Origin of the sequence: Mesorhizobium sp. WSM4935 (assembly GCF_029625735.1) — a bacterium.
Lineage (GTDB): Bacteria > Pseudomonadota > Alphaproteobacteria > Rhizobiales > Rhizobiaceae > Mesorhizobium.
Window position 1 is genome coordinate 210,514 of record NZ_JARTVR010000009.1, and the last position, 22,544, is coordinate 233,057.

Consider the following 22,544-nt stretch of genomic DNA (forward strand, 5'->3'; position numbering starts at 1 on the left):
GATGCAGGCTGGTCACATCCACTGGCCGAACCCGATTGGAGACGATGATGGCAGGCGGCAGCATTCCCCATTTCCAGAACGACGCGGGCCATCCGGTTATCGAGATCGGCGTCAAGGAATTCATGTGCACCGGCGCCAACCCGCCTTTCGACCATCCGCATGTGTTCCTCGACATGGGCGACGACAACGAGAAGGTCTGCCCCTACTGCTCGACGCTCTACCGCTATTCGCCGTCGCTGAAGGCGACGGAAACGCAGCCGGCCGGCTGCCTCTATGTCGACCAGGCCGCCTGATCGTCCATTTCCGACCATGACTGAGACACGGTCCCGGCAAATCGTCATCGCCGGGGCTGGCATCGCCGGGCTGACGGCGGCGCTCGCCTTTGCCGAGCGTGGCTTCCCGGTAAGATTGTTCGAGCAGGCCAGGCAACTAGAGGCGGCCGGCGCCGGGGTCCAGCTTTCCCCCAACGCAACCCGCATCCTGCGCCGGCTCGGCGTGCTCGATCGCCTGCTGCCCAATGCGATCCGGCCGCAAGCGGTGGTATTGAAGGACGCGAGGAGCCTGCGCGAGCTTGCGCGCGTGCCGCTTGGAGAAGCCGCAGAAAAGCGCTGGGGTGCGCCCTATCTCGTGGCGCACCGTGCCGACCTGCAGGCGGCGCTGGTGGCGGCAGTGGCGGAACGGTCCGACATCGAGCTTGTCACCGGCGCGCGCATGACCAACGTCGCCATCGACCCTCAAAGCGTTACCGCCACTGTCGAGAGCGAAGGCACAGCGACGAATATCGTCGGCGGCCTGCTGGTCGCCGCCGACGGCGTTTGGTCCTCGGTTCGCGCCGGGCTTGCCCGGACGGCCGGCTTTGCGGCAAGCCGCTTTTCCGGCGAGCTCGCCTGGCGCGCGACTGTCCCGGCGGAAAGCGCCGCCGGCCAGACCTTTGCACAAATCGGCGCGACCGATTGCGTCACCACCTTCCTGCATCCCGGCTTCCACATGGTCGCCTATCCGGTGAGCAAGGGCAGCTCCTTCAATCTGGCGGCCTTCACCAAGGGTGAGCGCATCGCCGAAGGCTGGTCCGGCCATGCGGACCCGGCCATCCTTTCGGCCGCCATGCGCGGCACGGCGGCAACGCTGGCGAAGCTTGCGGCGCTTGCGGGGCCGTGGACGGCTTTCCCCATCCACACGGTCGCGCAGCGGCGCTGGACGATGCCGGAGGGCATCGCGCTGATTGGCGACGCCGCGCATGCTATGACGCCGTTCGCGGCGCAGGGGGCGGCCATGGCGATCGAGGACGCCGCGACGCTCGCCAATCTCGTTGCCGATTTTCCGGGTGATCAGCGGCAGAGCCTGACTGTCTGGGAGAATCTCAGGCGCCCGCGCGTCGAAAAGGTGCTGAAACGCGGCGCCCTCAATCGCCTGGCCTGGCATGCCAGGGGGCCAGTTGCGGTTGCCCGCAATCTGGTGCTTGCGACGCGGCCGGGGGAGAAGCTCGCGGCGGACCTGGACTGGCTCTACGGGTGGGAAGAGCGGACGGTTATGAGGCGGTGAAGCACTGCAACCAGCCAACTTGACGCAGGGGCTATTTGTAGTTACATTTTTGTGGTTACGCACATGGAAGGATTGAGATTTGAATGGGATCTGGAAAAGGCCAGATTCAATTTGCGCAAGCACGGTGTGAGTTTTGAGACAGCCATTCGCGTTTTCTCTGATCCGTTCGCCTTGACTGAACAAGACCGGGTGGAAGGCAATGAGTATCGCTGGCAAACCATAGGTGTGATCGAAGGCATCCTTGTTTTGTTGGTTGCCCATGCCGATCGAGAAGAAGATGGCTTCGACGTGATCCGCATCATTTCAGCGCGGCGGGCAACAACGAGAGAAAGAAGACGCTATGCGGAAAATCGTTCGGTATAAATTCGATCCTGCAAATCCACCCCCGCTGACCGAAACTCAGAAAGCGGAAATCGCTGCGCTGAAGGCGCGTTCGGAGAATGATGTCGATACGACTGACATCCCCGAATTGACCGAAGAATTCTGGCAGAGCGCTGCCCGAAACCCGTATTTCAAACCGGTCAAGCAGCAACTGACCCTACGTCTCGATTCCGATGTCGTTGCTTGGTTCAAGCAGCACACGCCGGAAGGTCGTGGCTATCAAAGCGCGATCAACAAGGCATTGCGCGAATATGTTACGAAGCAGGATCGCAAGGCCAGCTGATACAGAGGCTAATTGTACAGCCTCAATGACCACCCCAGCGATACCGGCAGCGGGTTCCACCAGCCAGTGCGCAGACCGGCGATGCGCAGTGCCGCCGCCGTCCAGGTGTTGCAGCCGGCCAGCGCGTTGAAATTGCCGTTGGCCTCGTAAAAACGGTCAAAGCCGGAATAGCCGGCGTTCTCGATGACCACAGGCCCGTCCGGCCCCTGCTGAAAACTCCCGGCGATGTAATCGAGTAGCGCCGAAAAATGCGCCTCGTCGACCTCAAAACCAGCGACGTCTGGATGCTGCTCCTTGATCGCACCCGCGACATCGACATGCATCACCGAGGCGTCGAGCGTCAGCGCCTTCAGAACCGGCGCGGCCTTCAGCTGCGACCAAGTCGGCGTCTCCAGATAGAAGGCTCGGCCGCCCCAGCCGAAGACAATGAAACGCGCCCCCGGCGCCTCTATCGGCAGGCCGGCACCGGCCAGGAAGGCGAAGCGCCGGCGCACGCCGTCATCGAGGGGCACGGCGATGTCGGTGTGGATCGGGTTCTTCAGCACAAGGATGTGCCGCGTGCCCTCACCTTCTGCGGCGGCCGGCCAGAGCGGGCGCGGTATCACCGTGCCGAGCGCGGCGGCAACAAGCACCGCGGCAACCAGCACGGCCAGGAAACGCCAAAGCTTTCTCATCAAGGTGCGACCGGTCCCGCCCATCGAGCCAACTACCGCCCCCGATAGCAAAAAAGCCCGGCCGTTCCACGACCGGGCTTTTTGAATTGGCGTCGGATCGCTCAGTGCAGGATCTGCGACAAGAAGAGCTTCGTGCGCTCATGGCGCGGATGATCGAAGAATTCGGCTGGCGTGTTCTGCTCGACGATCTGGCCCTGATCCATGAAGATCACCCGGTTGGCGACCTTGCGGGCAAAGCCCATTTCGTGGGTGACGCAAAGCATGGTCATGCCTTCCTCGGCAAGGCCAACCATCGTCTCCAGCACTTCCTTGATCATTTCGGGATCGAGCGCCGAGGTCGGCTCGTCGAACAGCATGATGCGCGGATTCATACACAGCGAGCGCGCAATCGCCACGCGCTGCTGCTGGCCGCCAGAGAGCTGACCCGGATATTTGTTGGCCTGCTCCGGGATCTTGACGCGCTTGAGGAAATGCATGGCGATTTCCTCGGCCTGCTTCTTCGGCATCTTGCGCACCCAGATCGGCGCCAGCGTGCAGTTTTCCAGGATGGTGAGATGCGGGAAAAGGTTGAAGTGCTGGAACACCATGCCGACCTCCCGGCGCACCTCATCGATCTTCTTCAGATCGTTGGTGAGCTCCTTGCCGTCGACGATGATCTTGCCCTTCTGGTGCTCCTCCAGCCGGTTGATGCAGCGGATCATGGTCGACTTGCCGGAGCCGGACGGACCGCAGATGACGATGCGCTCGCCGCGCATCACCTTCAGATTGATGTCCTTCAGCACGTGGAACTCGCCATACCATTTGTGCATGCCGACGATGTCGATGGCGACATCGGTGGTCGAGACATGCATCTTTCCGGCATTGACCTTGAGGTCTTCCGCGCTGACGGCGTTTTCGGTGGCCATGGCCAATTCCCCTTTTATCGTTGCGTTTGATGCATTTCGTTATCCCCAAAACCGCTACAGACTTTTGGGCGGCATGCATCAGCGTCTGTAGCCGGTGTCGAGCCGGCGTTCGGTGTACATTGAATAGCGCGACATGCCGAAGCACAACAGCCAGAAAACGAAGGCGGCAAAGATGAGGCCGGACTTCGGAGTCTGGGGCGTCGCCCAGTTCGGGTCGGCAAAGTTCTGCTTCACCACGCCGAGCAGGTCGAACATCGAGATGATCAGGACCAGACTGGTGTCCTTGAGCATGCCGATGAAGGTGTTGACGATGCCTGGGATGACCAGCTTCAGCGCCTGCGGCAGCACAATCAGGCCCATCTTCTGCCAGTAGCCGAGGCCGAGCGAATCGGCGCCCTCATACTGGCCCCTGGGAATCGCCTGCAGGCCGCCGCGCACCACTTCGGCCATATAGGCGGCGGCAAACAGCGACACGCCGATCAACGCGCGCAAGTATTTGTCAAAGGTGACGCCCGCGGGCAGGAACAGCGGCAGCATGACGCTGGCGAAGAACAGCACCGTGATCAATGGAATGCCGCGCACCGTCTCGATGAAGACGACGCAGAGCCATTTGACGATCGGCATCTTCGAACGGCGCCCGAGCGCCAGCATGATGCCCAAAGGCAGCGACACGGCAATGCCGACGAAAGAGAGGCTGAGCGTCACGAGCAGCCCGCCCCAACGCGGGGTCTCGACATGCGGCAGGCCGAACACGCCGCCGACCAGCAGGAAGAAGGAGACGATCGGCAACGCCACGAAGAGCAGGATTGCATTCAGCCCCTTGCGCGGCACGCGCGGGATGAGCATCGGCACTAGCAACAGCACGAACAGGATGCCGACCAGGATCGGCCGCCAGCGCTCCTCGATCGGATAGGTGCCGAACATCAACTGGCCGAATTTGGCGTTGACGAAGGCCCAGCAGGCGCCAGTCCAGCCGTCGGGCTGGACGCCACCTTGCGAAACGGTAGCACAGACGGTGCGGTCCGGCCCGCTCCAAACGGCATTGATGAAGGCCCAGTTGATGACCTGCGGCAGAATCCAGAGCACAATGGCAATGCCGAGTATGGTGAGGATGGCGTCGCCGACCGAACCGATCAGGTTCTTGCGCACCCAGGCATAGGCGCCATGTTCAGTAGGCGGTGCCGGCTGAGCAAGCGCCATCTCGGTGCGCACCCAGGACATATCGTGTTCCTGCATGGCCCTACCTCTCCACCAGCGCCATTCTGGCGTTGACGATATTCATGACGAAGGACGTCACCAAGCTCAGCACCAGATAGGCGATCATCATGATGAACACGCCCTCGACCGCCTGGCCGGTCTGGTTCAGTACCGTGCCGGCGGTGGCGGTGAGATCGGGATAACCGATGGCGATTGCCAGCGAGGAGTTCTTGGTGAGGTTGAGATATTGGCTGGTGAGCGGCGGGATGACGATGCGCATTGCCTGCGGCACCACCACGAGGCGCATGATCGGACCGGAACGCAGCCCGAGCGCAGCCGCCGCTTCGCTCTGGCCCTTGCTCACGCCCCTGATGCCGGCGCGGACGATCTCGGCGATGAAGGCGGCCGTGTAGAAGGAAAGCGCAAGCAACAGCGACAGGAATTCCGGCTTGACCCAGAAGCCGCCGGTGAGATTGAAGGTCGACTGCTTCGGGAAGTCGAAGGTGAGCGGCATACCGCCGAGAAAGAAGGCGAGCACCGGCAGGCCGACAATAAGCGCCGCGGAGGTCCAGAATACCGGGAATTGCTGGCCGGTCGCCCTCTGCCGCTGACGTGCCTTGTGAGCGACGAACCAGGCCATGGCAATGGCGAGCAGCAATGCCACGCCGATTAGCCAGGAACCATCCCCCCAAATGGCGCGCGGGAAATAGAAGCCGCGCTGGTTGAGGAAGGAGCCGAACGGCAGGTGGATGCTTTCGCGCGGTGGCGGCAGCACGGCGAGCACGCCCGAATACCAGAAGAAGATGACCAGCAGCGGCGGGATGTTGCGGAAGATTTCGACATAGACCGTGCAGATCTTGCGGATCAGCCAGTTCTGCGACAGGCGGCCGATGCCGATGATGAAACCGACAATGGTGGCGATGACGATACCGGCGACGGCGACGATGATGGTGTTGAGAAGGCCCACGATCAGCGCGCGGCCGTAGGTCGCGTCCGAAGTGTAGGCGATCGGTGTGTCGGAAATATCGAAGCCGGCCCTGCTCTTGAGGAACTGGAAGCCAGAGGCGATGTGCAGGCGCTGGAGGTTCTCGATGACGTTGTTGATGATCCACCAGATCGAGCCGAACAGCAGGATCACAACCAGCGTCTGGAAGAACAGGCTGCGTATTCTCGGGTCATTGATGAAGGAGCCGCGGCTCGGCTCCTCGCGAAGTATTTCCTGCGAAGCCATGGACCGTCCCCTGAAAAGAGAAACCGGGAGGCAGACGACCTGCCCCCCGGATCACATTTCAATCAGCGGATCGGCGGGCCATATTGCAAGCCGCCCTTGGTCCACAGCGCGTTGATGCCGCGCGCGATCTTGAGCGGGCTGCCCGAGCCGACATTGCGCTCGAACATTTCGCCGTAGTTGCCGACGGCCTTGACGATGTTGACGACCCAATCGTTGGAGAGGCCGAGATCGGCGCCGTACTTGCCGTCGGGCTCGGTGCCGAGGATACGCTGGATGTTCGGATCGGTCGACGTCTTCATCTCGTCGACATTCGCCTGGGTGATGCCGGCTTCTTCGGCGTTGAGCAGCGCAAAATACGTCCAGCGCGCGATATGCGCCCATTGGTCGTCGCCCTGGCGCACGGCCGGGCCCAGCGGCTCCTTGGAGATGATCTCTGGCAGCACGACATGGTCGGCCGGCGAGGACAGCGTCAGGCGGATGCCGTAAAGGCCGGACTGGTCGGTGGTGTAAGCATCGCAGCGGCCTGCGTCATAGGCTGCGTTGACCTCTTCCAGCTTCTCGAACACGACGGGGTTGTATTCCATCTTGTTCTTCTTGAAGTAGTCGGCGAGGTTGAGCTCGGTCGTGGTGCCGCTCTGCACGCAGACGGCGGCGCCCGAAAGCTGCAGCGCGGAGTTCACGCCCGGCAGCTTCTTGGCGTTGATCATGAAGCCTTGGCCGTCATAGTAGGTGACGCCGACGAAATCGAGGCCGAGCGCGCTGTCGCGGTTGCTGGTCCAGGTGGTATTGCGCGACAGGATGTCGATCTCGCCCGACTGGAGCGCGGTGAAACGCTCCTTGGCGCTGAGCGGCGTGAACTTAACCTTGGAGCCGTCACCGAAGACGGCGGCCGCCACGGCGCGACAGAAGTCCGCGTCGATGCCCTTCCACTCACCCTTGTCGTCCGGTGCCGAGAAGCCGGCGAGGCCGGTCGAGACGCCGCACTGGATAAAGCCCTTCTGCTTGACGGTGTCGAGCGTGCCGGCCGAAGCGGCGGACGCCATGAACCCGAGCGCGGCGGCGCCAAGGATGCCGATTGCAATGTGTTTCATGACCCACAGACCCTTTTCTGTTACAGGCGCCCCCTGCTGCCAGGCGACACTGATCTTTTTTCGTTTGTGAATGCAGCTCCCACTTTAAGGCCCACTCCCGGACCCGCATCGGTTACGATGCCTGCCTCCCATTCACGAAACGCATCGAAGGCGATTATTCCTGTGAGGTCAAGGGAAATGACCGAATTGCGACCCGCTTGAAAACCAATTGCCGCAAATGCGTGAATTGCGGACAAGAGCACCATAAAACCGGCAGGCCGTGCAAACAAATCAGCCAAGTTCCGTCGTCCCGAATCGATTGCCGGCGATGAAATCCGCTTCGGCAATAGCTGCAGGTTATTGAGCGCGTGCGCCGCTGGATTGGCCCACCGGAACACCGGCTTTTGGCGGGCCAGGCGCGGTTGCGCGGGCCTTGCCGCCGCTTTATGGCTGGTCTCCTGACATCATTCGACCCCTTATATGAATTGGCTGGCGACGAACCATGGCTAAAGACGGTATAGAAATGGGCATCAACACGCTGCTTGCCCATTCCGGCAACAACCCCCGCGATTATTTCGGTTTCGTCAATCCGCCGGTCGTGCATGCCTCGACGGTGCTTTATCCAGACGCGGCATCCATGGCCGGGCGCAGCCAGAAATACACTTACGGCACGCGCGGCACGCCGACGATGGATGCGCTCACGCTCGCGGTCGATGCGCTGGAAGGCTCCGCCGGAACCGTCGCCGTTCCTTCGGGACTCGCCGCCGTGACCGTGCCGCTGCTCGCCTCCCTTGCCGCGGGCGATCACCTGTTGATCGTCGACAGTGTCTACCACCCGACGCGCCACTTCGCCGATACGATGCTGAGGCGGCTCGGCATCGAGGTCGAATATTACGAACCGCGCATCGGCGCCGGGATCGCATCGCTGATCAAGCCCAACACGAAGGTGGTGTTCACCGAATCGCCGGGATCGAACACCTATGAGGTGCAGGACATCCCGGCTATCGCCAAGGCAGCGCATGCTGCCGGCGCTATCGTGATGATGGACAACACCTGGGCGACCCCGCTCTACTTCAAGCCGCTCGACCATGGCGTCGATATCTCGATCCATGCGGCGACGAAGTATCCGGCCGGGCATTCCGATGTGCTGCTCGGCCTGGTTTCGGCCAACGAGAGCTGCTGGACGAAGCTCTATGACGGCTTCTGCACGCTCGGGTGCTGCTCCGGTCCCGACGACATCTATCAGGTGCTGCGCGGCCTGCGCACCATGGGGGTGCGGCTCGAGCAGCACCGCAAGAGCGCGCTCGATATCGCGCGGTGGCTCGAGGAGCAGCCAGGTGTCGCGCAAGTGCTGCACCCGGCTCTCGAAAGCCATCCCGACCATGCGCTCTGGAAGCGCGATTTCTGCGGCTCGAGCGGTGTCTTCTCGGTCGTGCTCAAGGGCGGCGGGCAGAAGGCGCAGCACGCTTTTCTCGATGCCCTCAAGATCTTCGGGCTCGGCTATTCCTGGGGCGGCTATGAGAGCCTTGCCGTTCCGGTCTTCCTCGGCGACCGTACCATCGCCAAGGGGGCTTACGCCGGCTCGCTGGTCCGCCTGCAGATCGGGCTGGAAGATGTCGAGGACCTCAAGGCCGACATTCTCCGCGGCCTGGCCGCGGCGGCTGCCGCCGGATGACAGGCTGATTGGCGAAAGCTCCCATAGAGCGGCAGACAGGCCTCGGCCGAAGCGGTAGCATGGCCCGCGCAACCAACGCGGGGAACCTTTTGCCCGCGGGCGCATCCAATGCGGATGTAAGACTGTCGGGAGATCGGCGAGATGAGAAAGCGTGCCTTGCAAGCCGCCGAGGTCGGCCCGGCCGAGGCCGGCGACATGGCGCTGGTGTGCCGGGCGCTTGCGCGGGATCCGGACGCGTTCCGCACCATCATCAAGACGCACAACCAGCGACTCTACCGCATTGCGCGTGGCGTCGTGCGCAACGACGCCGAGGCCGAGGACATCGTGCAGGAGGCCTATATGCGCGCCTTCGCCAATCTCGGCGCTTTTCGCGGCGAGGCTTCGCTTTCGACCTGGCTGTCGCGCATCGTCATCAACGAAGCGCTCGGCCGGCTGCGCAAGCGCAAGCGGATCGTTGCGATGCCCGGAAATCCGGAAGCGCAGATCATCTGGTTTCCCTTGAACCAAAACGACTTGAATCCAGGAGACGATCCGGAGCGGACAATGGCGCAGCGGCAGATCCTCGGGCTTGTCGAACGGGCGACCGACAGCCTTCCCGATGTCTATCGTACCGTCTTCGTCGCCCGCGTCATCGAGGGCCTCAGCATCGAGGAGACCGCCGACCTGCTGGGCGTGAAACCCGAGACGGTGAAGACCAGGCTGCACCGGGCGCGAACACTGGTGCGAAAGGCGCTGGACGACGAGATCGGCCCGGTGTTGCTCGACGCTTTCCCCTTCGCCGGCCGGCGCTGCGAGCGGCTGACGCAGGCGGTGATGAAAAGACTGGGATTCGAGCCCTGATTTCGATCTCCCGCCGTTTCCCGGGAACGTTTCGTTCTTGCCCGCATCCAATGGCAGTCAACACCAGATGAAGCCCGAGGCCAGAACCGCCGGGCGAAGGAGATGCCATGTTCATGCGACCAACCGCCGCCCTCGCTGCTCTTTTGTTCATTGGTGCAGCGCCGCTGGCGCTAGCTGCCGAAAAACCCACCGACCCGCAGATCGCCCACATCGCCTATACGGCCGGCACGATCGACATCGAAGCGGCCAAGCTGGCGATCAAGAAGTCGAAAAACAAGGAGATCATCGACTTCGCCAAGGACATGGAGCGCGACCATGCGGCGGTCAACAAGCAGGCGCTCGACCTGGTGAAGAAGCTGAAGGTCACGCCCGAGGACAACGACACCAGCAAGGCGCTGGCCAAGGCCGCGAAGGAGGAGCGCGCCAAGCTGGCAAAGCTGCAAGGGGCAGCCTTCGACAAGGCCTATATCGAGAACGAAGTGGCCTATCACAAGCAGGTCGACAGCGCGCTCGAAACCCTGCTGATCCCCTCGGCCACCAATGCCGAGCTGAAGAGCCTGCTGGAGACCGGCCTCAAGATATTCCAGGGGCATGAGCAACATGCCGAACATGTCGCCGGCATGCTGAAATGAGGCCCCTGGCTCTTGCGCCAGCGCTGGCGGCGGCGCTCATCGCGTCGCCGGCGTTCGCGGCGACCATCGAGGTGACGATCGACAAGTTGGTCTTTTCGCCGGCAAGCGTCCAGGCCAAGGTCGGCGATACGATCGAGTGGACGAACATCGATATTCTCGCCCATACCGCCACGGTCAAAGGCGGCTGGGATGTGATGATCCCGGCGAAGTCGAAGGGCAAGGTTACGCTCACGGCGGCGGGGGCAGTGGACTATTTCTGCCGCTTCCATCCCAACATGAAGGGCCATATCGAGGTAGCCCCTTGATCACCCTACCGGAAAGCGAGGCGCATCCGCGCCTCGCCTAACCTTGCAGCAATCCTCCCATGGCCGGTTGCCGCACCCCGCACCGGCACACTTCTCGCCGAGGCCAGGACATTCGGGCGAATTGCCGAACCGATTCCGCAAACCTCCTAAAGGATTGACGCGATTGACCAAGTGGAGGCCATCGGTGGCCTGCCACAGGTTCCGCATCGCGCAATAATATTCCCCTCAGCGCCGATGAAACGGATCGGTTTGGCTTTCCAATTTCCGCCTTTGGCGGCATTGCCCATTGCACAGAATTCCGCGTTTGACAGGGCCTGCCATGGCGTTTCGCCTTTTCGTTCCGATCCTTGCCGGCGCGACGCTTCGCGAACGGCTGCTTGCTTGCATCGGCGCGACCATCGGCATCGCGCTCACCGGGATGATCAGCGGGCTTGCCATGGGCAGCGGCCCGCTTGTGGCGATGCTGGTGGCGCCGATGGGCGCTTCCGCCGTGCTCCTCTTTGCCGTTCCGTCGAGCCCGCTGGCGCAGCCCTGGTCGATCGTCGGCGGCAACACGATCTCGGCACTGGTCGGCGTGACGGTCGCGCATTTTGTGCATGACACGGTGATAGCCTCCGGCCTTGCGGTAGCGCTGGCGATCGCCGCCATGTCGTTCACGCGCTCATTGCATCCGCCGGGAGGTGCCGCGGCACTCACCGGCGTGCTCGGCGGGCCGGCAGTTGCCGCCGCGGGCTTCCTGTTCCCCTTCGTGCCGGTGGCGCTGAATTCGACCATCCTGGTCGCGCTCGGCTTCCTCTTCCATAAGCTGTCTCGGCGCAACTATCCGCATGTGCATGTGTCCGCCGCCAGCGGACACGGCACTGCCGACCGGCCGCCGGCCGAGCGCGTGGGCTTCCGGCCCGAGGATGTCGACGCCGCGCTCTCGGCGCTTGACGAGACCTTCGACATCGACCGTGACGACCTGGAGCGCCTGCTGCGGCAGGTCGAACTGCAGGCGATGGTGCGTTCGCAGCGCACGCTGCTTTGCCGGGACATCATGTCCCGCGATGTGATCTCGGTGATGGAATCTGCCTCTGCCGACGAGGCGCGTAAACAGCTGATCGACCACAATATTCGCACCCTGCCGGTGATCGACGCGAGCGGCCGTCTCACCGGCGCGGTCGGCTTGCGCGAGCTGACACGAGCCAGCGAAACCGTGAAAGGGGTGATGTCGAAGGCCGGCACAGCCTCGCCCGATACGCCGGCGATGAGCCTGTTGCCGGTGCTGACCGACGGCCGCAGCCATGCCGTGGTGATCGTCGATAGCGAGCGGCATATCCTCGGACTGATCACCCAGACCGACCTGCTGGCGGCGGCCGCGCGCGTGCAGGTACCGCCGCCGCTCAAAGCGGTAGCATAGAGCCACACCGATCACCCGGGCCTATCCCCGCTCGCCATTCGATCAAGCCACCGCGCCGCTCGTCTTGTCTCTGCTGGCCGGGTGACATGCGTCCATGCGCCATCATAGACCGGCTTGCGCCGCTCGATCCAGGCACTCAGGCCTTCGCGCAGATCTGCCGTGGGGGCCATGCGCGCGAACTGCTCGGCCTCGACGAGCAAGCCCTCGGCAATGCTGTGATCAATGCCGCGGGCGACCGAGGTGAGGATAGCGGCGACGGCAGCCGGCGAATGGCCAATGATGCGTCGAGCGAGATCTTCCGCCTGCGGCATCAATTCGGCATGTGGCACGACCTTGTTGACAACCCCAAGCTCGGCGGCGCGGTGCGGCGAAAACGCCTCGCCTGTCAAAAGCAGTTCAAGCGCCTGCTTGCGCCCGGCAAGCCTCGGCAGGCGCTGCGTGCCGCCGAAGGTAGGCGGCATGGCGAGGTTAATTTCCGGTTTGGCGAACAGCGCGCGATCGCTGGCGATCGCCAGCGGCACCGCTTCGGTGATCTCACAACCGCCGCCGAAAGCCAGCCCGTTGACGGCGGCGATGACCGGCTTGCGAAAGGCTTCTAGCCGCGCCGTCAGACGCTGGCCGCGCCTCACGAAATCGCGTAGCGCGACATCGGTGCCTTCGGCCACGCTCAACGAGAATTCGTGGATATCAGCGCCGGCGGAAAACGCTCGCTCCCCTGCCCCGGTAAGGATGACGGCGCGCACGCCGTCGTCCGTCTCGATCCGGTCGAGAAGCGACAGCAGTCGGTCAATCAGCGCGTAATTCAGCGCATTCAGCTTGTCGGGGCGGTTGAGGGTGAGAATCGCGACGCGGTCGCGCGTCTCGCTCAGCACAAGTTCGGTCATGACTTTTCCTTTCCGGCAGTTCGGCCGGATAAGGAGCAGACTTGCGATTGCTTGTATATTCACTAGTCGGTATACTTATATGATGAACGAGAAAGCCAACCCGACCCGAAAACGCCTCGTCGACGCGGCGACCAAGCTCTTTTACGCCGAAGGCATCGGCCGCGTCAGCGTTGATGCCGTGGCCGAGAAAGCCGGGCTCACCAAGCGCACGCTCTACTACCATTTCAAGAGCAAGGACGATCTGATCGCTGCCTATCTCGACGGGCGCGACCAGCCCAATCTCGAGCAGATGGCCGGCTGGTTCGACGCGGCGGAGGGCGGCGCGGACAAGAAGGTCGAGGCAATCTTCACCAACCTGGCGAGGGTGGCGCGTCACCCAAAATGGAAGGGCTGCGGTTTCCTGCGCACGGCGGCCGAGCTGGCGGCGATGCCCGGGCATCCGGCGGTGAAGGCCGGAGCGCGCCACAAGACCAATTTCGAAAAATGGCTGGCCGGCGCACTTTCAGACCACAATGTCGGCCAGGCCAAGATGTTGGCGCGCGAGATCGTGCTTCTGATGGACGGTGCTTTTTCCAGCATGCTGATCCACCACAATCCCGACTACGTTAACGCCGCCGGTCATGCCGCCGCGACCCTGATACGGGCGAGGATGGCCGGTAAGGACGCCGCCTAGGCGGCGGGGCCGTCCCGATTGATGCGGTCCGGCAGGGAAGAGCACCCTCAGGACCATGCCAACCAAGCCGTGCCGGCGAGAAGCGTCACCAGCGTCAGCGGCAGGCCGACCTTGAAGAAGGCGGAAAAGGAAAGCTCCTTGCCGGCCGCCTTTGCCTGCTCCGCGACGATCAGATTGGCAACCGAGCCGAGCAGCGTGAAATTGCCGGCAAACGTCGAGCTCATCGCCACCACCAGCCAGGCGCGCTCCGGATTTTCCAACCCGGGGATGAAGGGTCGGAGCGCCAGCACCGCCGGTACATTGCTCATGATGTTGGAAAGCACCGCGGTGAAGCCGGAGAGCCGCCAGACATCGTTGAGCCCGACGTCCTTCGCCCAGGCGATCATATCGGAGGTGAGCAGCGTGCGCTCGGCGCCCGCAACCACCACGAACAGGCCGGCGAACATGAAGAGCAGCGGCCCATCGATCTCGCGGTAGATGCGCCGTGGCTTGATCGCCCGGGTGACCAGCAGGAAGGCGCCGGCAATCAGCGCCGCCTTGGCGACGGGAACGCCGGCAAAGAAAGCCAGCGCCAGCAACACGCAGACGATGGTGGCCTTCAGCACCTGCCCAGGCAGCATGCGGCCGCGATAGACTTCCGGGCTGAGTTCGGCGGGGCGGGAGAATTCGGCGCGGTAGACGTAACGTACGATAACGATAACGCAGAGCAGGCCGAACAGCGCCACCGGCGCGAGCGCCAGCGTGAAGGCCGGATAGGAAATGCCCGACAGCGCCCCTATCACCATGTTCTGCGGATTGCCGGTGATGGTGGCGACGCTGCCGCAGTTCGAGGCCGTGCAGGTGGCGATGAGGTAAGGCACCGGGTTGCGATTGATCATCCGTGTGACATGGACGACGATCGGCGCCATCACCAGGCAGATCGCGTCGTTGACCAGAAAGGCAGAGAGCACGCCGGTCAACAGCGTCACCATCACCAAAAGCATGAAAGGCGCATGGGCATGCTCGATGGCAAAGCCGCCAAGCGCTCGAAACGCGCCCGACACCTTCAGATGCGCGACCACGATCATCATGCCGAGCAGCAGAGTGATGGTGTCGAAATTGATGGCTTTGTAGGCGTCCTCGATACCGATCGCACCGATGGCGATCATGGCGGCGCCCCCCAGCAGCGCGATGCCGGCGCGGTCGAGGCGAAGACCCGGGATGCGGCCGACAGCGACGCCGGCATAAGTGGCTACGAGGATGAAAAGCGCACCCGCGCCGGTCCATGTCATTGCAAGAAGGTCCCCGTTGCCTGCCCTGCCCGGCAGAATCTGCCGTCGCATGGAGCGGCCCCACATTTAGCAAGGGCAGCGCAAAGGGAAAGCGCACAAGCGCATGAAACGCGATAACGCTTTCGTGGGCTTCACATTCATAAACACTAATGTAAAGAACGGTGAATTAACCTATGTGACCGATAATCCAGGCGTTGGGGACTGACGGATGAACACGGTCGTTGAAGCGGAACATCGCGTCGAGTCGCGGGAAGGATCGACGCGTCCACAGGAATGCTCCCGCTGCCACGGGGCGAAGAAGGTTTTCGTTTGCGAGCGCTGGCTGAGCTCGAACGGCCATTGCTGCCCGGAGGGCACGCACCGGCTGAGTTGCCCGGGGCATAGCATCGTCTGCCTCGAATGCAGTGGGCGCGAGAGCTAGCGAGACCCGTGCAGCCGGTCGGCCGCCAAGCGCCGCAACCGTCGCCTCCAGGGCGCTGCTACGGCGCAGGGCGCTCCGAGCGCCAAAATGCGTGCTCGACCGCTATGTGCACTCCATCGCCAAACCGTCCACCCTGGAACAATTGGCGGCGAACCCGAAGACGCGTTGGTTTACTCGCCGGGTAGCCATCAGATCCGTCCGAGCACAACCAGAATGATGACAATAACAAGAACCAGCCCCAAACCACCGCCGCCATAGTAGCCAGTGCCGTAGAACGGCCCACCGCCTATGCCGCTAAACCCGCCAAGCAGAGCAAGGATAAGAATGATAATAAGAATTGTGCCGAGACCCATGACCTTTTCCTCTTTCTGAAGCGCTACCCCGGCGCCGTTATGACCAAGTCAACTCGCAAGCGGCGCGCATGTTCCGCTCACTTCCGGGCCGATTCTACTGGGGACTGGCCGAGTAAGACGACACCATCGGCTGTCCAGGGTTGGCTTCAAGTTTGATGGGGACCAAAAACATAAGCGCGATGGCGATAGCGATCGAGACGATAACAGTAGCGGTGCTGAACACGTCCTTCATGTTCCTATCCTTAATATTCAAAGATGCTGAACAACGTGTTCGCCAAGTCTCCTGTTCCACTTTACCTTCGTGGAACCATTCTCCCGCCCGCAACGTTTGAGGCAGCCCGATCCGGGCAACCTTGGTAAACGGAGGCAGGCATATGGGCGCTCTTATCGGCATACTGATCACCTTCCTGGTTGTGATCCTGGTGCTGTATCTCGTGCAACGCCTGCCGCTCGATGCCCGCGCGCGCCAGATCGCGCAGATCATCGTCATCATCATCGGAATCGTTTCGCTGCTCAAATATCTTGCGGTGTTCTAGCTGCGATCCATCGCCCGACCCGACACGCGCGATGACTTGTGCGCAGACGCAGGCGCTGATCAGGGGCGATCATGCCGCTGTCTTGACCACGGGGCCGAACACCTATGACCGGCTCGTTCGGCAGTTCGGCAATGAGTGCGATTGGCCGGAAGTACCAGTCTCGACGACGGTTCCGACCAAGGACGGTGGGTGCCGCGTCTATCGGTGCGAGGAGCCGATCAACCTTCCCGACTGACTCTTGCTTGTTGGCCGGCGCGGAACCATTACAACGTCTTGCGGGTTTTAGCAGCCGGCAGCGGGACTTGCCAGGCGTGCAAGGAACTTGGCTCTGTGCGCAGCCGCAGAAAGGAACGCCAATGCCTGAAATCGTGCGCAGCGGCAGTTGCTTGTGTGGCGGCGTGCAGTTCCGCGTCACTGGCGAACCGCTCCGGGTAGGCCTCTGTCATTGCAAGGACTGCCGCAAGACAAGCGGATCGGCCTTCCATGCCTACGCCGTATGGCCGCTACGAGCGTTCGAGACCACCGGCATCACCAGCAGCTACGGCACTCGAAGCTTTTGCCCCAGTTGCGGAAGCCGCGTTCCGTTCGCAGGTGATGACGAGGCTGAGGTCCCGATCGGCAGCCTGGACGTTGCGCCAACCGAAGGCTTAGTGCCGAGCTACGAACTCTGGATCGGACGCCGCGAGCCCTGGTTGCATCCTCTGCCCGCAGCGCGTCAGTTCGAGCATGACCGGGTCGCCGATGATTCGGCTGAAGGCGATGAACCCGGTGCGGAGCCACAACAAAGGTCAGCCTAGGTCGGCCTCTTGGCCGACTTAGTCGGAGCGACCACCACCTTCAGTCTGATGGCCGCCATCGGATAATCCGGAAAAGCGCTCGATAGCGCGGACTTTCCTCGAAGTTTTGCTTTTTAACCGGCAGGCGGTTTGCCGCCCAGTCAGCTGCCGCTAGCATTTTGAAACGTGGTGAAATATGAGTCGTGGCCGGCATGGTTTCAGGCAACGGATTTTTACCGACTTCACAAAATATAAGAATTTTCAACCATGTTTCCCGAGGCAATACAACCTTGAGGTTGTCCCTGTCATCTGCAGCGCTTATCTTTTGAAGTACAAGCTGCAGTTGCAGTACCAACATGAAACTCTTTCGGCTCAAGAAACTTTTTTAATCACTTCCCGTTCCGGTTATAGCGAACATGACGTTTAACATTGCCAAATCTGGCAAGCGCAATGACTTTAGGCCCTGTACAAAAGGCCATCTTTGTTTCTTCTCGTTTTTGCTACATAGTGCTGCCGAATCTTGAAACCGGACGGGGCGGTTTTCATGACGTTGGCGCCTGAACACAGCCGCAACAGGCATGGACGGTATCCACCGATCGACGGGTTCTGGACCTGGGATATCAAGCGTGACCTTGTCTATGGCGACGCCAATCTTTCAGACTATTTCGGTTTGACGCTCGACGAATTCTCGCACGGCGCGTCGCTGGAGCGATGCATGCAAAGCATCGACCAGGACGACCGCTCAAGGGTTCGGCTGGCTATCCGCGAGGCCGTGGAGCGCAAGTCCAGCTTCAGGCAGATCTATAGGGTCCGTTCCGAGAAGATGGGGTTGCGCAAGATCTTGGCCGTCGGCCAATGTTTCGTCGACGGGCTGGGCGAGGCGGCTCTCTACCCTGGCTGGTTCGTTGATCTGACGTACGACGCCGCGTGCGAGGAGCAGGCGCTGCGCGAGATCCACAACCATGTCGGGCAGGCCAAGGACATAGCGCGATCGATCGGGCACCACCTAATATCCTATCTTCTGGACAATATCGAAGAAGAGGTCGAGCAGCGCCTTGATAGAAAACTGAGGAGGCGAAGATCGTCCTGAGGCCGCTTTCGCTAGCTTCGCTTGCCGCGCCTGCCGATTTCGGCCGTGACCATGCGCGCAAAATGCGACTGGGGGGATCGGCGTTCGATGAGTTTGGCTCGCTCCAGCGCCTCATCGCCGTAAAATTCGATCAGCACGCCGGCGGCCTTGGCGGCATCGGCTCTCAACCGACCGAAATCGGCCTGCCCGCTCTCGGCCGAGGGCACGCTCCTGGCAATCACGTCAAGCATGACTTGCAACTTGTCGGGAGTGCTGCCCTCGTCTTCGTGCATGGTCGCTATCCGGTCGGGCGCGTAAAATATCGACATTTCCGCTCGATGTCCAACGCGTTCGCTGATCGGGCATCAGTGCAACCGAGTACAGCTTCGCCGCGAGCGGGGCCACAATCTTCATACAAGCATAGTGAGCCAAACTTACCGCGCATACGTTTGAGGGGCGCCCATGGACCAGCCTAGCAAAATGGAAAACCTGCAGTTTGCGCAGGGGATCTTGCGAGAACTTCGCCAGAAGGCCGAAGCCGATGGCGAAAAGCTTCTGACCTACCTTATCGACATGGCTTATCTCGAAGCAAGCGACCGCATCCGCGCCCATTGGATCGGCAGCCACGAACACGAAGGCCGTCGCGTCAGGGGCTGAGCCTGCCCGTCTCAGGCGGCAGGCCGGAACGCAAAAAGCCCGCCATGCCTTCCGGCACGGCGGGCGGATCAAAGCGCGTAAGGCTATATCAAGCAGCCATGATTATGACGCGGCCGCCTGCTGGCGGACCGGAAGCTTCCAGCCCGGCCGCGCGAAATGGCAGGTATAGCCGTTGGGGTAACGCTCAAGATAGTCCTGATGCTCGGGCTCAGCTTCCCAGAAGGGCCCGACCGGGGCGAGCTCGGTGACGACCTTGCCAGGCCACAGGCCGGATGCGTTGACGTCGGCTATCGTGTCCTCGGCGATCCGCTTCTGCTCGTCGCTGGTGTAGAAAATAGCCGAACGATAGCTTGTGCCGATATCGTTGCCTTGGCGGTTCTTCGTCGTCGGATCGTGGATCTGAAAGAAGAATTCGAGAAGCGTGCGGAAATTGGTCCTGGCCGGGTCGAAGATGATCTCGATCGCCTCGGCGTGAGTGCCGTGATTGCGGTAGGTAGCGTTGGGAACATCGCCGCCGCTATAGCCCACTCGCGTCGAGATCACGCCGGGCAAGCGCCGGATCAGATCCTGCATGCCCCAGAAGCAACCGCCGGCAAGGACCGCACGCTCGGTGGAAGAAGCCATGTCACACCTCCTTTGGATTACTCCATAGATAGGCGTTGCGCCTGGATTCTTCCAGCGGCTCGAACAGGCGAACGCTGAGACCGGGACCCACGTATGTCGTGTCTGACTCAACGCCTCCGCTGCGCCTAGAAATCCGGTGTCTGCTTGAATCGTCGCACAACCACCTCGAAAAGGATGTCCGAGAATTGCTCGAGACTGGTTCTATCGGCGGCATCGATATTTTCCGAAAAATCCTTGGGCAGCAACGTCAGCACGACCTTGAGATACTGGTCGGGTTTTTCGGCCCTGACCGCGGCGATGACGCCGGCGCCATGGGCGCGAAAGTCGGCGCGAAGGGCGGCGGAGAAGTCGTCGACCAGCGTCTTTCGCGAGCGCTTCGGGCGGCTGGGCAAAGCGGCATCCACGCGAGGAGCCTGCGGCTTTCGCCCTGCCCGCTTCGCGCCAGCGGGCTTGCGCGGCACGGCCTTGTTTTCGTCAGCCATGGGCCGCGGTGTCCGATGGCGCGGCATTTGTCGCCTTCGTCTTGCGCATCTTGCGCGCCGGTTTCCTTCGCGGCTTGGCGCGGACAGACTTGCGAGATTCGAAAGCGACAGTCGGCGCGGCCATCGCCTTCAGCTTCGCCGTGACCGCACGGGCTGCCGCTGGGCCGAGGCCTTGGCGCGGAAAACCGAAACCGGCGACTGCATCGACCGTGCCGCCACGCACCATGCCGATGCGCACGCCGGCCGCGACCTGCTCGACACGGCCTGAGCTGGGCGGCAGGCTTGCGCTCTCGAATTCGCCGATGGCGCTGACGATCTGGGCGCCGTCATCGGCGGTGATGATGGTGGCGTAGCGCGGCATGGGGATCTCTGATGGAAATCTCGGCAGTCGGGAGGCATGGCGTATTCTCCACGCCTCTCTCTGTCCTGCCACGGCTTCGAAAGGATCGGAAAAACAAAACCCGGGCGGCGGGTCATCGGCGCAAATCAGCACCATGGACAAAATAGTAGCATAGCTGCCCTCACCGGGCAATAGGTTATAGGCAAATTTTCCTATCTTGTGGAACTCCCTCCGTCGAAACGCGTCTTCTTCCAGCAGTGGCGGCGCCGCAACCGCAGGCTGAACCGCCAGCCGGAAGCGGGGCGGATTTTGTCGGAACCAACCTTGGTCCGATGGGTTCCACCCTTAGTCGCAACGCGACAGACAATCGTCTCGCAACAGAGGAGAAGAACCATGCTTACAAGGATTCTTGCAGCTTCCGCCCTGACGATCGGCCTCGCGACGGCGGCAATGGCCCAGACCGCCGGCACTAGCAGCGGCAATGACAGCGCGGGCGGCAGCGGCCAGACCATCACCGTCGACCCGAAGACGCCGGCCACTCCCTCGCCTGACCAGATGGCGCCCGATACCGGCACGACCGGCAGCGTGACGGGCGGCGACATGAACTCGAACGCCGACAAGAACTGTCCGAACACTCCGCAGACCTCCATGGGCGACGCCAGCAACTCCACCGCCGGCACGATGCAGCCGAACGTCAACGACAAGAACTGCGGCAAGTAGGACTGCAACTCGACAAATCTCGTCGCCCAATGGCCGTGGAAACTAGCTCCACGGCCATTGTCTTTTGAACGGCTACCTCGCTCCAGGCGTGGAAATTCCGGCGGGGAACCATGCGGCTTCCCGACCGTTGCAAGGGGCACAAAGGAGAAACCCATGGCAGACAACGAAAGCAGCAGCGGCGGCGCGGCAAACGGCACCGGCACCCCGGGCACCAGCCCAGCCAACGCGGCCCGTCCCCGTAACGCCGCATCGCGCAGCAGCGGCGCCTCGCGCAGTGGCGGTGGATCGCGCGGCAGCGCGGCTTCCTCCAGGGCGTCCGAAGGCGCGATGAAGCGGCAGATCGCCGAATTGAAACGGGAGGTCAGCCGATTGAACCGCGCACTGGCCGACAAGGCCGAGGAGCAAGCCGAGGCCGCGAGTGGCTGGTATGAGGGTGCGGCCGAACGCGCGTCGAACCTCTATAGCGGCGCCTCCAGCCGCGCCTCCAACCTGTATAGCGGCGCATCGGATCGCGCCTCCCGCGCGGCCCGGCAATTGCGCAGCCAGGCGCAGAGCGTGTCGGAAACAGTGCAGCAGAACCCCGGCACCTTCTCGACGGCGATGCTGATCGGCGGCGTGGTCGGTCTGCTGGCCGGCATGGCGATCAGCCGAACCGACGACCCCGAGCCGGACTGGCTGCGCCGCTGGCATCGGTAGGCATTTTCCGGTCCGGCTGCAGCGGCCCGGTCGATAATGGTGGTAAGCGCAGGCTGCCTTGCGGCGGCCGCGGAAGCCATCGCGCCGGGCTTTTTCTTTCCATGTCAGGTCTTTTCCTTTCAAGGCTGCGTTGCTCCCTTCGCCCCGTGCTGTGGGCCGGTTGTCCGAGGCTGGTCATTAGCCGGAGCTTATGGGATCATTCCCTGAGGGAATCGCGGAGAGCAGCATGGACAGACCTGCCATGGCATCCGTCTTTCGGATGCGGCATGTGCCTGCAAGCATTTCGGGCGTTCGCAGCCTGGGCCGGGGCCAGGCCGATCCGATCTTCCATTCGAGACCACTCGGCGAAGCGATCCGCTTCATCGCCGAAGCCGAGGGCCAGTACGACCTCAGCGCCGTCGCTGTCTCTTACGGCGACCGCCAGACCCCGCCGCTCGGCAACCGCGAGATCAGGCAGCTCTGGAACGAATATGGCGAGCGGTGGATGGAGCCTTAGTCCGCGCAAGCTTCCCCGCCCGGATCGGAAACGCCCCTCATGCGTTCTTGAGGCGAGGTCAATGGGAGGAACGCCATGAACGTCGCCAATCTCCAACTCGAGGGCCTGCTGATGGCCGTCGCCGCGATCAACCATGTGCTCGTCAAGAAAGGCGTGCTCACGGTCGAGGAAATCGACATCGCGCTGCGCAAGGCCGAAGCCGGCGAGACCGGCGAGGAGCGTTCGGAGGCGATCTCGGCCTCGAACCGCGACGCCATCAATTTCCCGATCCGGCTGCTCGAGCTCGCCAACCAGTGCCAACCGGAAGCGGACATGCCGTCCTTCTCCAAGCTGGCGCGCATGGTCGGGCAAATGAAGGAGCCATATAACGATCAGATGTGAGGCTGCGGGAGGGCGCTTTGCGAGGACGCCG

At 62.4% G+C, this 22,544-nt stretch carries 33 protein-coding genes; 19 read left to right on the forward strand and 14 right to left on the reverse strand.

The genetic code is table 11. The features are described 5' to 3' along the window. Nucleotides 1–47 precede the first annotated feature (47 nt). The 4 genes from P9273_RS21030 (at nt 48) to P9273_RS21045 (ending at nt 2,206) form a co-directional block, all read left to right on the forward strand. Entirely contained in the window at nt 48–293 is a 246-nt protein-coding gene (locus P9273_RS21030; protein WP_027169907.1) for a zinc-finger domain-containing protein, read from the forward strand. A gap of 16 nt (nt 294–309) precedes the next feature. Then, the gene (locus tag P9273_RS21035; RefSeq protein WP_278050610.1) at nt 310–1,542 is read left to right on the forward strand and encodes an FAD-dependent monooxygenase; all 1,233 of its coding nucleotides are present in this window, start codon (nt 310–312) and stop codon (nt 1,540–1,542) included. A 63-nt stretch (nt 1,543–1,605) separates the two neighbouring features. After that, nucleotides 1,606–1,905 (forward strand): BrnT family toxin, encoded by a 300-nt coding sequence (locus P9273_RS21040; RefSeq protein ID WP_278050611.1) that lies wholly within the window; start codon nt 1,606–1,608, stop codon nt 1,903–1,905. Next, nucleotides 1,883–2,206, forward strand: coding sequence for a BrnA antitoxin family protein (locus tag P9273_RS21045; protein ID WP_278050612.1), 324 nt, complete (start codon nt 1,883–1,885; stop codon nt 2,204–2,206). The genes P9273_RS21040 and P9273_RS21045 overlap by 23 nt, the downstream gene beginning before the upstream one ends. A gap of 8 nt (nt 2,207–2,214) precedes the next feature. On the opposite strand, the gene P9273_RS21050 is transcribed toward P9273_RS21045, so the two are convergent. From P9273_RS21050 to P9273_RS21070, 5 genes are all read right to left on the reverse strand, one after another. Beyond that, on the reverse strand, nt 2,215–2,880 hold the full coding sequence (locus tag P9273_RS21050) for a TIGR02117 family protein (protein WP_278050613.1): 666 nt from the start codon (nt 2,878–2,880) through the stop codon (nt 2,215–2,217). Nucleotides 2,881–2,981: 101 nt separating this feature from the next. Beyond that, nucleotides 2,982–3,785 (reverse strand): amino acid ABC transporter ATP-binding protein, encoded by an 804-nt coding sequence (locus P9273_RS21055; RefSeq protein ID WP_052457670.1) that lies wholly within the window; start codon nt 3,783–3,785, stop codon nt 2,982–2,984. Between the two features lie 78 nt (nt 3,786–3,863). Beyond that, nucleotides 3,864–5,021: an amino acid ABC transporter permease gene (locus P9273_RS21060; RefSeq protein WP_041001196.1), complete on the reverse strand. Its 1,158-nt coding sequence runs from the start codon at nt 5,019–5,021 to the stop codon at nt 3,864–3,866. Nucleotides 5,022–5,025: 4 nt separating this feature from the next. Then, nucleotides 5,026–6,213, reverse strand: coding sequence for an amino acid ABC transporter permease (locus tag P9273_RS21065; RefSeq protein ID WP_278050614.1), 1,188 nt, complete (start codon nt 6,211–6,213; stop codon nt 5,026–5,028). A gap of 62 nt (nt 6,214–6,275) precedes the next feature. Then, nucleotides 6,276–7,304, reverse strand: a complete 1,029-nt coding sequence (locus P9273_RS21070; RefSeq protein ID WP_041001199.1) for an amino acid ABC transporter substrate-binding protein — start codon at nt 7,302–7,304, stop codon at nt 6,276–6,278. A gap of 481 nt (nt 7,305–7,785) precedes the next feature. Between P9273_RS21070 and P9273_RS21075 the strand changes: the two genes are divergently transcribed. The 5 genes from P9273_RS21075 (at nt 7,786) to P9273_RS21095 (ending at nt 12,134) form a co-directional block, all read left to right on the forward strand. Continuing rightward, entirely contained in the window at nt 7,786–8,958 is a 1,173-nt protein-coding gene (locus tag P9273_RS21075; RefSeq protein ID WP_278050615.1) for a cystathionine beta-lyase, read from the forward strand. 141 nt (nt 8,959–9,099) lie between these two features. Continuing rightward, the gene (locus P9273_RS21080; protein ID WP_052458862.1) at nt 9,100–9,798 is read left to right on the forward strand and encodes an RNA polymerase sigma factor; all 699 of its coding nucleotides are present in this window, start codon (nt 9,100–9,102) and stop codon (nt 9,796–9,798) included. Nucleotides 9,799–9,905: 107 nt separating this feature from the next. Continuing rightward, on the forward strand, nt 9,906–10,430 hold the full coding sequence (locus tag P9273_RS21085) for a DUF4142 domain-containing protein (protein WP_041001203.1): 525 nt from the start codon (nt 9,906–9,908) through the stop codon (nt 10,428–10,430). Further along, nucleotides 10,427–10,735 carry a cupredoxin domain-containing protein gene (locus tag P9273_RS21090; RefSeq protein WP_278050616.1) on the forward strand — a complete coding sequence of 103 codons (309 nt, stop codon included), beginning with the start codon at nt 10,427–10,429 and terminating at the stop codon, nt 10,733–10,735. Before P9273_RS21085 ends, P9273_RS21090 begins: the two co-directional genes overlap by 4 nt. A 319-nt stretch (nt 10,736–11,054) precedes the next feature. Further along, nucleotides 11,055–12,134 (forward strand): HPP family protein, encoded by a 1,080-nt coding sequence (locus tag P9273_RS21095; protein ID WP_278050617.1) that lies wholly within the window; start codon nt 11,055–11,057, stop codon nt 12,132–12,134. Nucleotides 12,135–12,145: 11 nt separating this feature from the next. Here the strand turns inward: P9273_RS21095 and P9273_RS21100 are convergent, their stop codons facing one another. Beyond that, nucleotides 12,146–13,018, reverse strand: a complete 873-nt coding sequence (locus tag P9273_RS21100) for a crotonase/enoyl-CoA hydratase family protein (protein ID WP_041001209.1) — start codon at nt 13,016–13,018, stop codon at nt 12,146–12,148. An 82-nt stretch (nt 13,019–13,100) separates the two neighbouring features. Here P9273_RS21100 and P9273_RS21105 point away from each other — a divergent pair, with 82 nt between their 5' ends. Further along, on the forward strand, nt 13,101–13,691 hold the full coding sequence (locus P9273_RS21105) for a TetR/AcrR family transcriptional regulator (protein ID WP_041002619.1): 591 nt from the start codon (nt 13,101–13,103) through the stop codon (nt 13,689–13,691). 47 nt (nt 13,692–13,738) lie between these two features. Here P9273_RS21105 and P9273_RS21110 read toward each other — a convergent pair whose 3' ends face one another. The 3 genes from P9273_RS21110 to P9273_RS21120 form a co-directional block, all read right to left on the reverse strand. Beyond that, on the reverse strand, nt 13,739–14,962 hold the full coding sequence (locus P9273_RS21110; RefSeq protein WP_278050618.1) for an anion transporter: 1,224 nt from the start codon (nt 14,960–14,962) through the stop codon (nt 13,739–13,741). A gap of 609 nt (nt 14,963–15,571) precedes the next feature. After that, on the reverse strand, nt 15,572–15,736 hold the full coding sequence (locus P9273_RS21115; protein ID WP_082045228.1) for a DUF3309 family protein: 165 nt from the start codon (nt 15,734–15,736) through the stop codon (nt 15,572–15,574). A 94-nt stretch (nt 15,737–15,830) separates the two neighbouring features. Next, the gene (locus tag P9273_RS21120; protein WP_278050619.1) at nt 15,831–15,968 is read right to left on the reverse strand and encodes a hypothetical protein; all 138 of its coding nucleotides are present in this window, start codon (nt 15,966–15,968) and stop codon (nt 15,831–15,833) included. A gap of 142 nt (nt 15,969–16,110) precedes the next feature. Here P9273_RS21120 and P9273_RS21125 point away from each other — a divergent pair, with 142 nt between their 5' ends. The 3 genes from P9273_RS21125 to P9273_RS21135 all read left to right on the forward strand — a co-directional run bounded on the left by P9273_RS21125 (nt 16,111) and on the right by P9273_RS21135 (nt 17,069). After that, nucleotides 16,111–16,272 carry a Thivi_2564 family membrane protein gene (locus P9273_RS21125; protein ID WP_278050620.1) on the forward strand — a complete coding sequence of 54 codons (162 nt, stop codon included), beginning with the start codon at nt 16,111–16,113 and terminating at the stop codon, nt 16,270–16,272. A 31-nt stretch (nt 16,273–16,303) separates the two neighbouring features. Further along, nucleotides 16,304–16,507: a hypothetical protein gene (locus tag P9273_RS21130; protein ID WP_336619400.1), complete on the forward strand. Its 204-nt coding sequence runs from the start codon at nt 16,304–16,306 to the stop codon at nt 16,505–16,507. 121 nt (nt 16,508–16,628) lie between these two features. Beyond that, nucleotides 16,629–17,069 (forward strand): GFA family protein, encoded by a 441-nt coding sequence (locus tag P9273_RS21135; RefSeq protein WP_278050621.1) that lies wholly within the window; start codon nt 16,629–16,631, stop codon nt 17,067–17,069. Between the two features lie 40 nt (nt 17,070–17,109). Here the strand turns inward: P9273_RS21135 and P9273_RS21140 are convergent, their stop codons facing one another. Then, entirely contained in the window at nt 17,110–17,406 is a 297-nt protein-coding gene (locus tag P9273_RS21140) for a hypothetical protein (RefSeq protein WP_278050622.1), read from the reverse strand. A gap of 186 nt (nt 17,407–17,592) precedes the next feature. Between P9273_RS21140 and P9273_RS21145 the strand changes: the two genes are divergently transcribed. Next, the gene (locus P9273_RS21145) at nt 17,593–18,138 is read left to right on the forward strand and encodes a PAS domain-containing protein (protein ID WP_278050623.1); all 546 of its coding nucleotides are present in this window, start codon (nt 17,593–17,595) and stop codon (nt 18,136–18,138) included. A gap of 11 nt (nt 18,139–18,149) precedes the next feature. Here the strand turns inward: P9273_RS21145 and P9273_RS21150 are convergent, their stop codons facing one another. Further along, nucleotides 18,150–18,410 (reverse strand): hypothetical protein, encoded by a 261-nt coding sequence (locus tag P9273_RS21150; protein WP_278050624.1) that lies wholly within the window; start codon nt 18,408–18,410, stop codon nt 18,150–18,152. Nucleotides 18,411–18,597: 187 nt separating this feature from the next. Between P9273_RS21150 and P9273_RS21155 the strand changes: the two genes are divergently transcribed. After that, nucleotides 18,598–18,774 (forward strand): hypothetical protein, encoded by a 177-nt coding sequence (locus tag P9273_RS21155; protein ID WP_278050625.1) that lies wholly within the window; start codon nt 18,598–18,600, stop codon nt 18,772–18,774. Between the two features lie 102 nt (nt 18,775–18,876). Here the strand turns inward: P9273_RS21155 and msrA are convergent, their stop codons facing one another. From msrA to P9273_RS21170, 3 genes are all read right to left on the reverse strand, one after another. Next, on the reverse strand, nt 18,877–19,398 hold the full coding sequence (gene msrA, locus P9273_RS21160; RefSeq protein WP_278050626.1) for a peptide-methionine (S)-S-oxide reductase MsrA: 522 nt from the start codon (nt 19,396–19,398) through the stop codon (nt 18,877–18,879). A 125-nt stretch (nt 19,399–19,523) separates the two neighbouring features. Further along, nucleotides 19,524–19,880, reverse strand: coding sequence for a hypothetical protein (locus P9273_RS21165; protein ID WP_278050627.1), 357 nt, complete (start codon nt 19,878–19,880; stop codon nt 19,524–19,526). Next, a complete protein-coding gene (locus P9273_RS21170; RefSeq protein WP_278050628.1) occupies nt 19,873–20,241 on the reverse strand; it encodes a hypothetical protein in 369 nt (122 codons plus the stop codon). The genes P9273_RS21165 and P9273_RS21170 overlap by 8 nt, the downstream gene beginning before the upstream one ends. A 372-nt stretch (nt 20,242–20,613) precedes the next feature. On the opposite strand from P9273_RS21170, the gene P9273_RS21175 reads away from it, so the two are divergent. The 4 genes from P9273_RS21175 to P9273_RS21190 all read left to right on the forward strand — a co-directional run bounded on the left by P9273_RS21175 (nt 20,614) and on the right by P9273_RS21190 (nt 22,513). Further along, complete coding sequence (locus tag P9273_RS21175; RefSeq protein ID WP_278050629.1) at nt 20,614–20,940, forward strand: hypothetical protein; 327 nt, start codon at nt 20,614–20,616, stop codon at nt 20,938–20,940. Between the two features lie 153 nt (nt 20,941–21,093). Next, nucleotides 21,094–21,636 (forward strand): hypothetical protein, encoded by a 543-nt coding sequence (locus tag P9273_RS21180; protein ID WP_278050630.1) that lies wholly within the window; start codon nt 21,094–21,096, stop codon nt 21,634–21,636. 226 nt (nt 21,637–21,862) lie between these two features. Beyond that, nucleotides 21,863–22,132: a hypothetical protein gene (locus tag P9273_RS21185; protein WP_041001282.1), complete on the forward strand. Its 270-nt coding sequence runs from the start codon at nt 21,863–21,865 to the stop codon at nt 22,130–22,132. 75 nt (nt 22,133–22,207) lie between these two features. Further along, nucleotides 22,208–22,513 carry a hypothetical protein gene (locus P9273_RS21190; RefSeq protein WP_041001284.1) on the forward strand — a complete coding sequence of 102 codons (306 nt, stop codon included), beginning with the start codon at nt 22,208–22,210 and terminating at the stop codon, nt 22,511–22,513. Nucleotides 22,514–22,544: the final 31 nt, after the last annotated feature.

Bases quoted from the DNA above. Each gene is read 5' to 3' on its own strand.
- P9273_RS21065 (WP_278050614.1), bottom strand. From the start codon at position 6,213: ATGGCTTCGCAGGAAATACTTCGCGAGGAGCCGAGCCGCGGCTCCTTC.
- P9273_RS21165 (WP_278050627.1), bottom strand. From the start codon at position 19,880: ATGGCTGACGAAAACAAGGCCGTGCCGCGCAAGCCCGCTGGCGCGAAG.
- P9273_RS21130 (WP_336619400.1), top strand. From the start codon at position 16,304: ATGACTTGTGCGCAGACGCAGGCGCTGATCAGGGGCGATCATGCCGCT.
- P9273_RS21060 (WP_041001196.1), bottom strand. From the start codon at position 5,021: ATGCAGGAACACGATATGTCCTGGGTGCGCACCGAGATGGCGCTTGCT.
- P9273_RS21120 (WP_278050619.1), bottom strand. From the start codon at position 15,968: ATGAAGGACGTGTTCAGCACCGCTACTGTTATCGTCTCGATCGCTATC.
- P9273_RS21155 (WP_278050625.1), top strand. From the start codon at position 18,598: ATGGAAAACCTGCAGTTTGCGCAGGGGATCTTGCGAGAACTTCGCCAG.
- P9273_RS21110 (WP_278050618.1), bottom strand. From the start codon at position 14,962: ATGACATGGACCGGCGCGGGTGCGCTTTTCATCCTCGTAGCCACTTAT.
- P9273_RS21170 (WP_278050628.1), bottom strand. From the start codon at position 20,241: ATGCCGCGCTACGCCACCATCATCACCGCCGATGACGGCGCCCAGATC.
- P9273_RS21180 (WP_278050630.1), top strand. From the start codon at position 21,094: ATGGCAGACAACGAAAGCAGCAGCGGCGGCGCGGCAAACGGCACCGGC.
- P9273_RS21145 (WP_278050623.1), top strand. From the start codon at position 17,593: ATGACGTTGGCGCCTGAACACAGCCGCAACAGGCATGGACGGTATCCA.
- P9273_RS21105 (WP_041002619.1), top strand. From the start codon at position 13,101: ATGAACGAGAAAGCCAACCCGACCCGAAAACGCCTCGTCGACGCGGCG.
- P9273_RS21035 (WP_278050610.1), top strand. From the start codon at position 310: ATGACTGAGACACGGTCCCGGCAAATCGTCATCGCCGGGGCTGGCATC.
- P9273_RS21140 (WP_278050622.1), bottom strand. From the start codon at position 17,406: ATGTTGGTACTGCAACTGCAGCTTGTACTTCAAAAGATAAGCGCTGCA.
- P9273_RS21115 (WP_082045228.1), bottom strand. From the start codon at position 15,736: ATGGGTCTCGGCACAATTCTTATTATCATTCTTATCCTTGCTCTGCTT.
- msrA (WP_278050626.1), bottom strand. From the start codon at position 19,398: ATGGCTTCTTCCACCGAGCGTGCGGTCCTTGCCGGCGGTTGCTTCTGG.
- P9273_RS21175 (WP_278050629.1), top strand. From the start codon at position 20,614: ATGCTTACAAGGATTCTTGCAGCTTCCGCCCTGACGATCGGCCTCGCG.
- P9273_RS21075 (WP_278050615.1), top strand. From the start codon at position 7,786: ATGGCTAAAGACGGTATAGAAATGGGCATCAACACGCTGCTTGCCCAT.
- P9273_RS21150 (WP_278050624.1), bottom strand. From the start codon at position 18,410: ATGCACGAAGACGAGGGCAGCACTCCCGACAAGTTGCAAGTCATGCTT.
- P9273_RS21190 (WP_041001284.1), top strand. From the start codon at position 22,208: ATGAACGTCGCCAATCTCCAACTCGAGGGCCTGCTGATGGCCGTCGCC.
- P9273_RS21125 (WP_278050620.1), top strand. From the start codon at position 16,111: ATGGGCGCTCTTATCGGCATACTGATCACCTTCCTGGTTGTGATCCTG.
- P9273_RS21050 (WP_278050613.1), bottom strand. From the start codon at position 2,880: ATGAGAAAGCTTTGGCGTTTCCTGGCCGTGCTGGTTGCCGCGGTGCTT.
- P9273_RS21040 (WP_278050611.1), top strand. From the start codon at position 1,606: ATGGAAGGATTGAGATTTGAATGGGATCTGGAAAAGGCCAGATTCAAT.
- P9273_RS21090 (WP_278050616.1), top strand. From the start codon at position 10,427: ATGAGGCCCCTGGCTCTTGCGCCAGCGCTGGCGGCGGCGCTCATCGCG.
- P9273_RS21030 (WP_027169907.1), top strand. From the start codon at position 48: ATGGCAGGCGGCAGCATTCCCCATTTCCAGAACGACGCGGGCCATCCG.
- P9273_RS21070 (WP_041001199.1), bottom strand. From the start codon at position 7,304: ATGAAACACATTGCAATCGGCATCCTTGGCGCCGCCGCGCTCGGGTTC.
- P9273_RS21085 (WP_041001203.1), top strand. From the start codon at position 9,906: ATGTTCATGCGACCAACCGCCGCCCTCGCTGCTCTTTTGTTCATTGGT.
- P9273_RS21055 (WP_052457670.1), bottom strand. From the start codon at position 3,785: ATGGCCACCGAAAACGCCGTCAGCGCGGAAGACCTCAAGGTCAATGCC.
- P9273_RS21100 (WP_041001209.1), bottom strand. From the start codon at position 13,018: ATGACCGAACTTGTGCTGAGCGAGACGCGCGACCGCGTCGCGATTCTC.
- P9273_RS21135 (WP_278050621.1), top strand. From the start codon at position 16,629: ATGCCTGAAATCGTGCGCAGCGGCAGTTGCTTGTGTGGCGGCGTGCAG.
- P9273_RS21045 (WP_278050612.1), top strand. From the start codon at position 1,883: ATGCGGAAAATCGTTCGGTATAAATTCGATCCTGCAAATCCACCCCCG.
- P9273_RS21185 (WP_041001282.1), top strand. From the start codon at position 21,863: ATGGACAGACCTGCCATGGCATCCGTCTTTCGGATGCGGCATGTGCCT.
- P9273_RS21095 (WP_278050617.1), top strand. From the start codon at position 11,055: ATGGCGTTTCGCCTTTTCGTTCCGATCCTTGCCGGCGCGACGCTTCGC.
- P9273_RS21080 (WP_052458862.1), top strand. From the start codon at position 9,100: ATGAGAAAGCGTGCCTTGCAAGCCGCCGAGGTCGGCCCGGCCGAGGCC.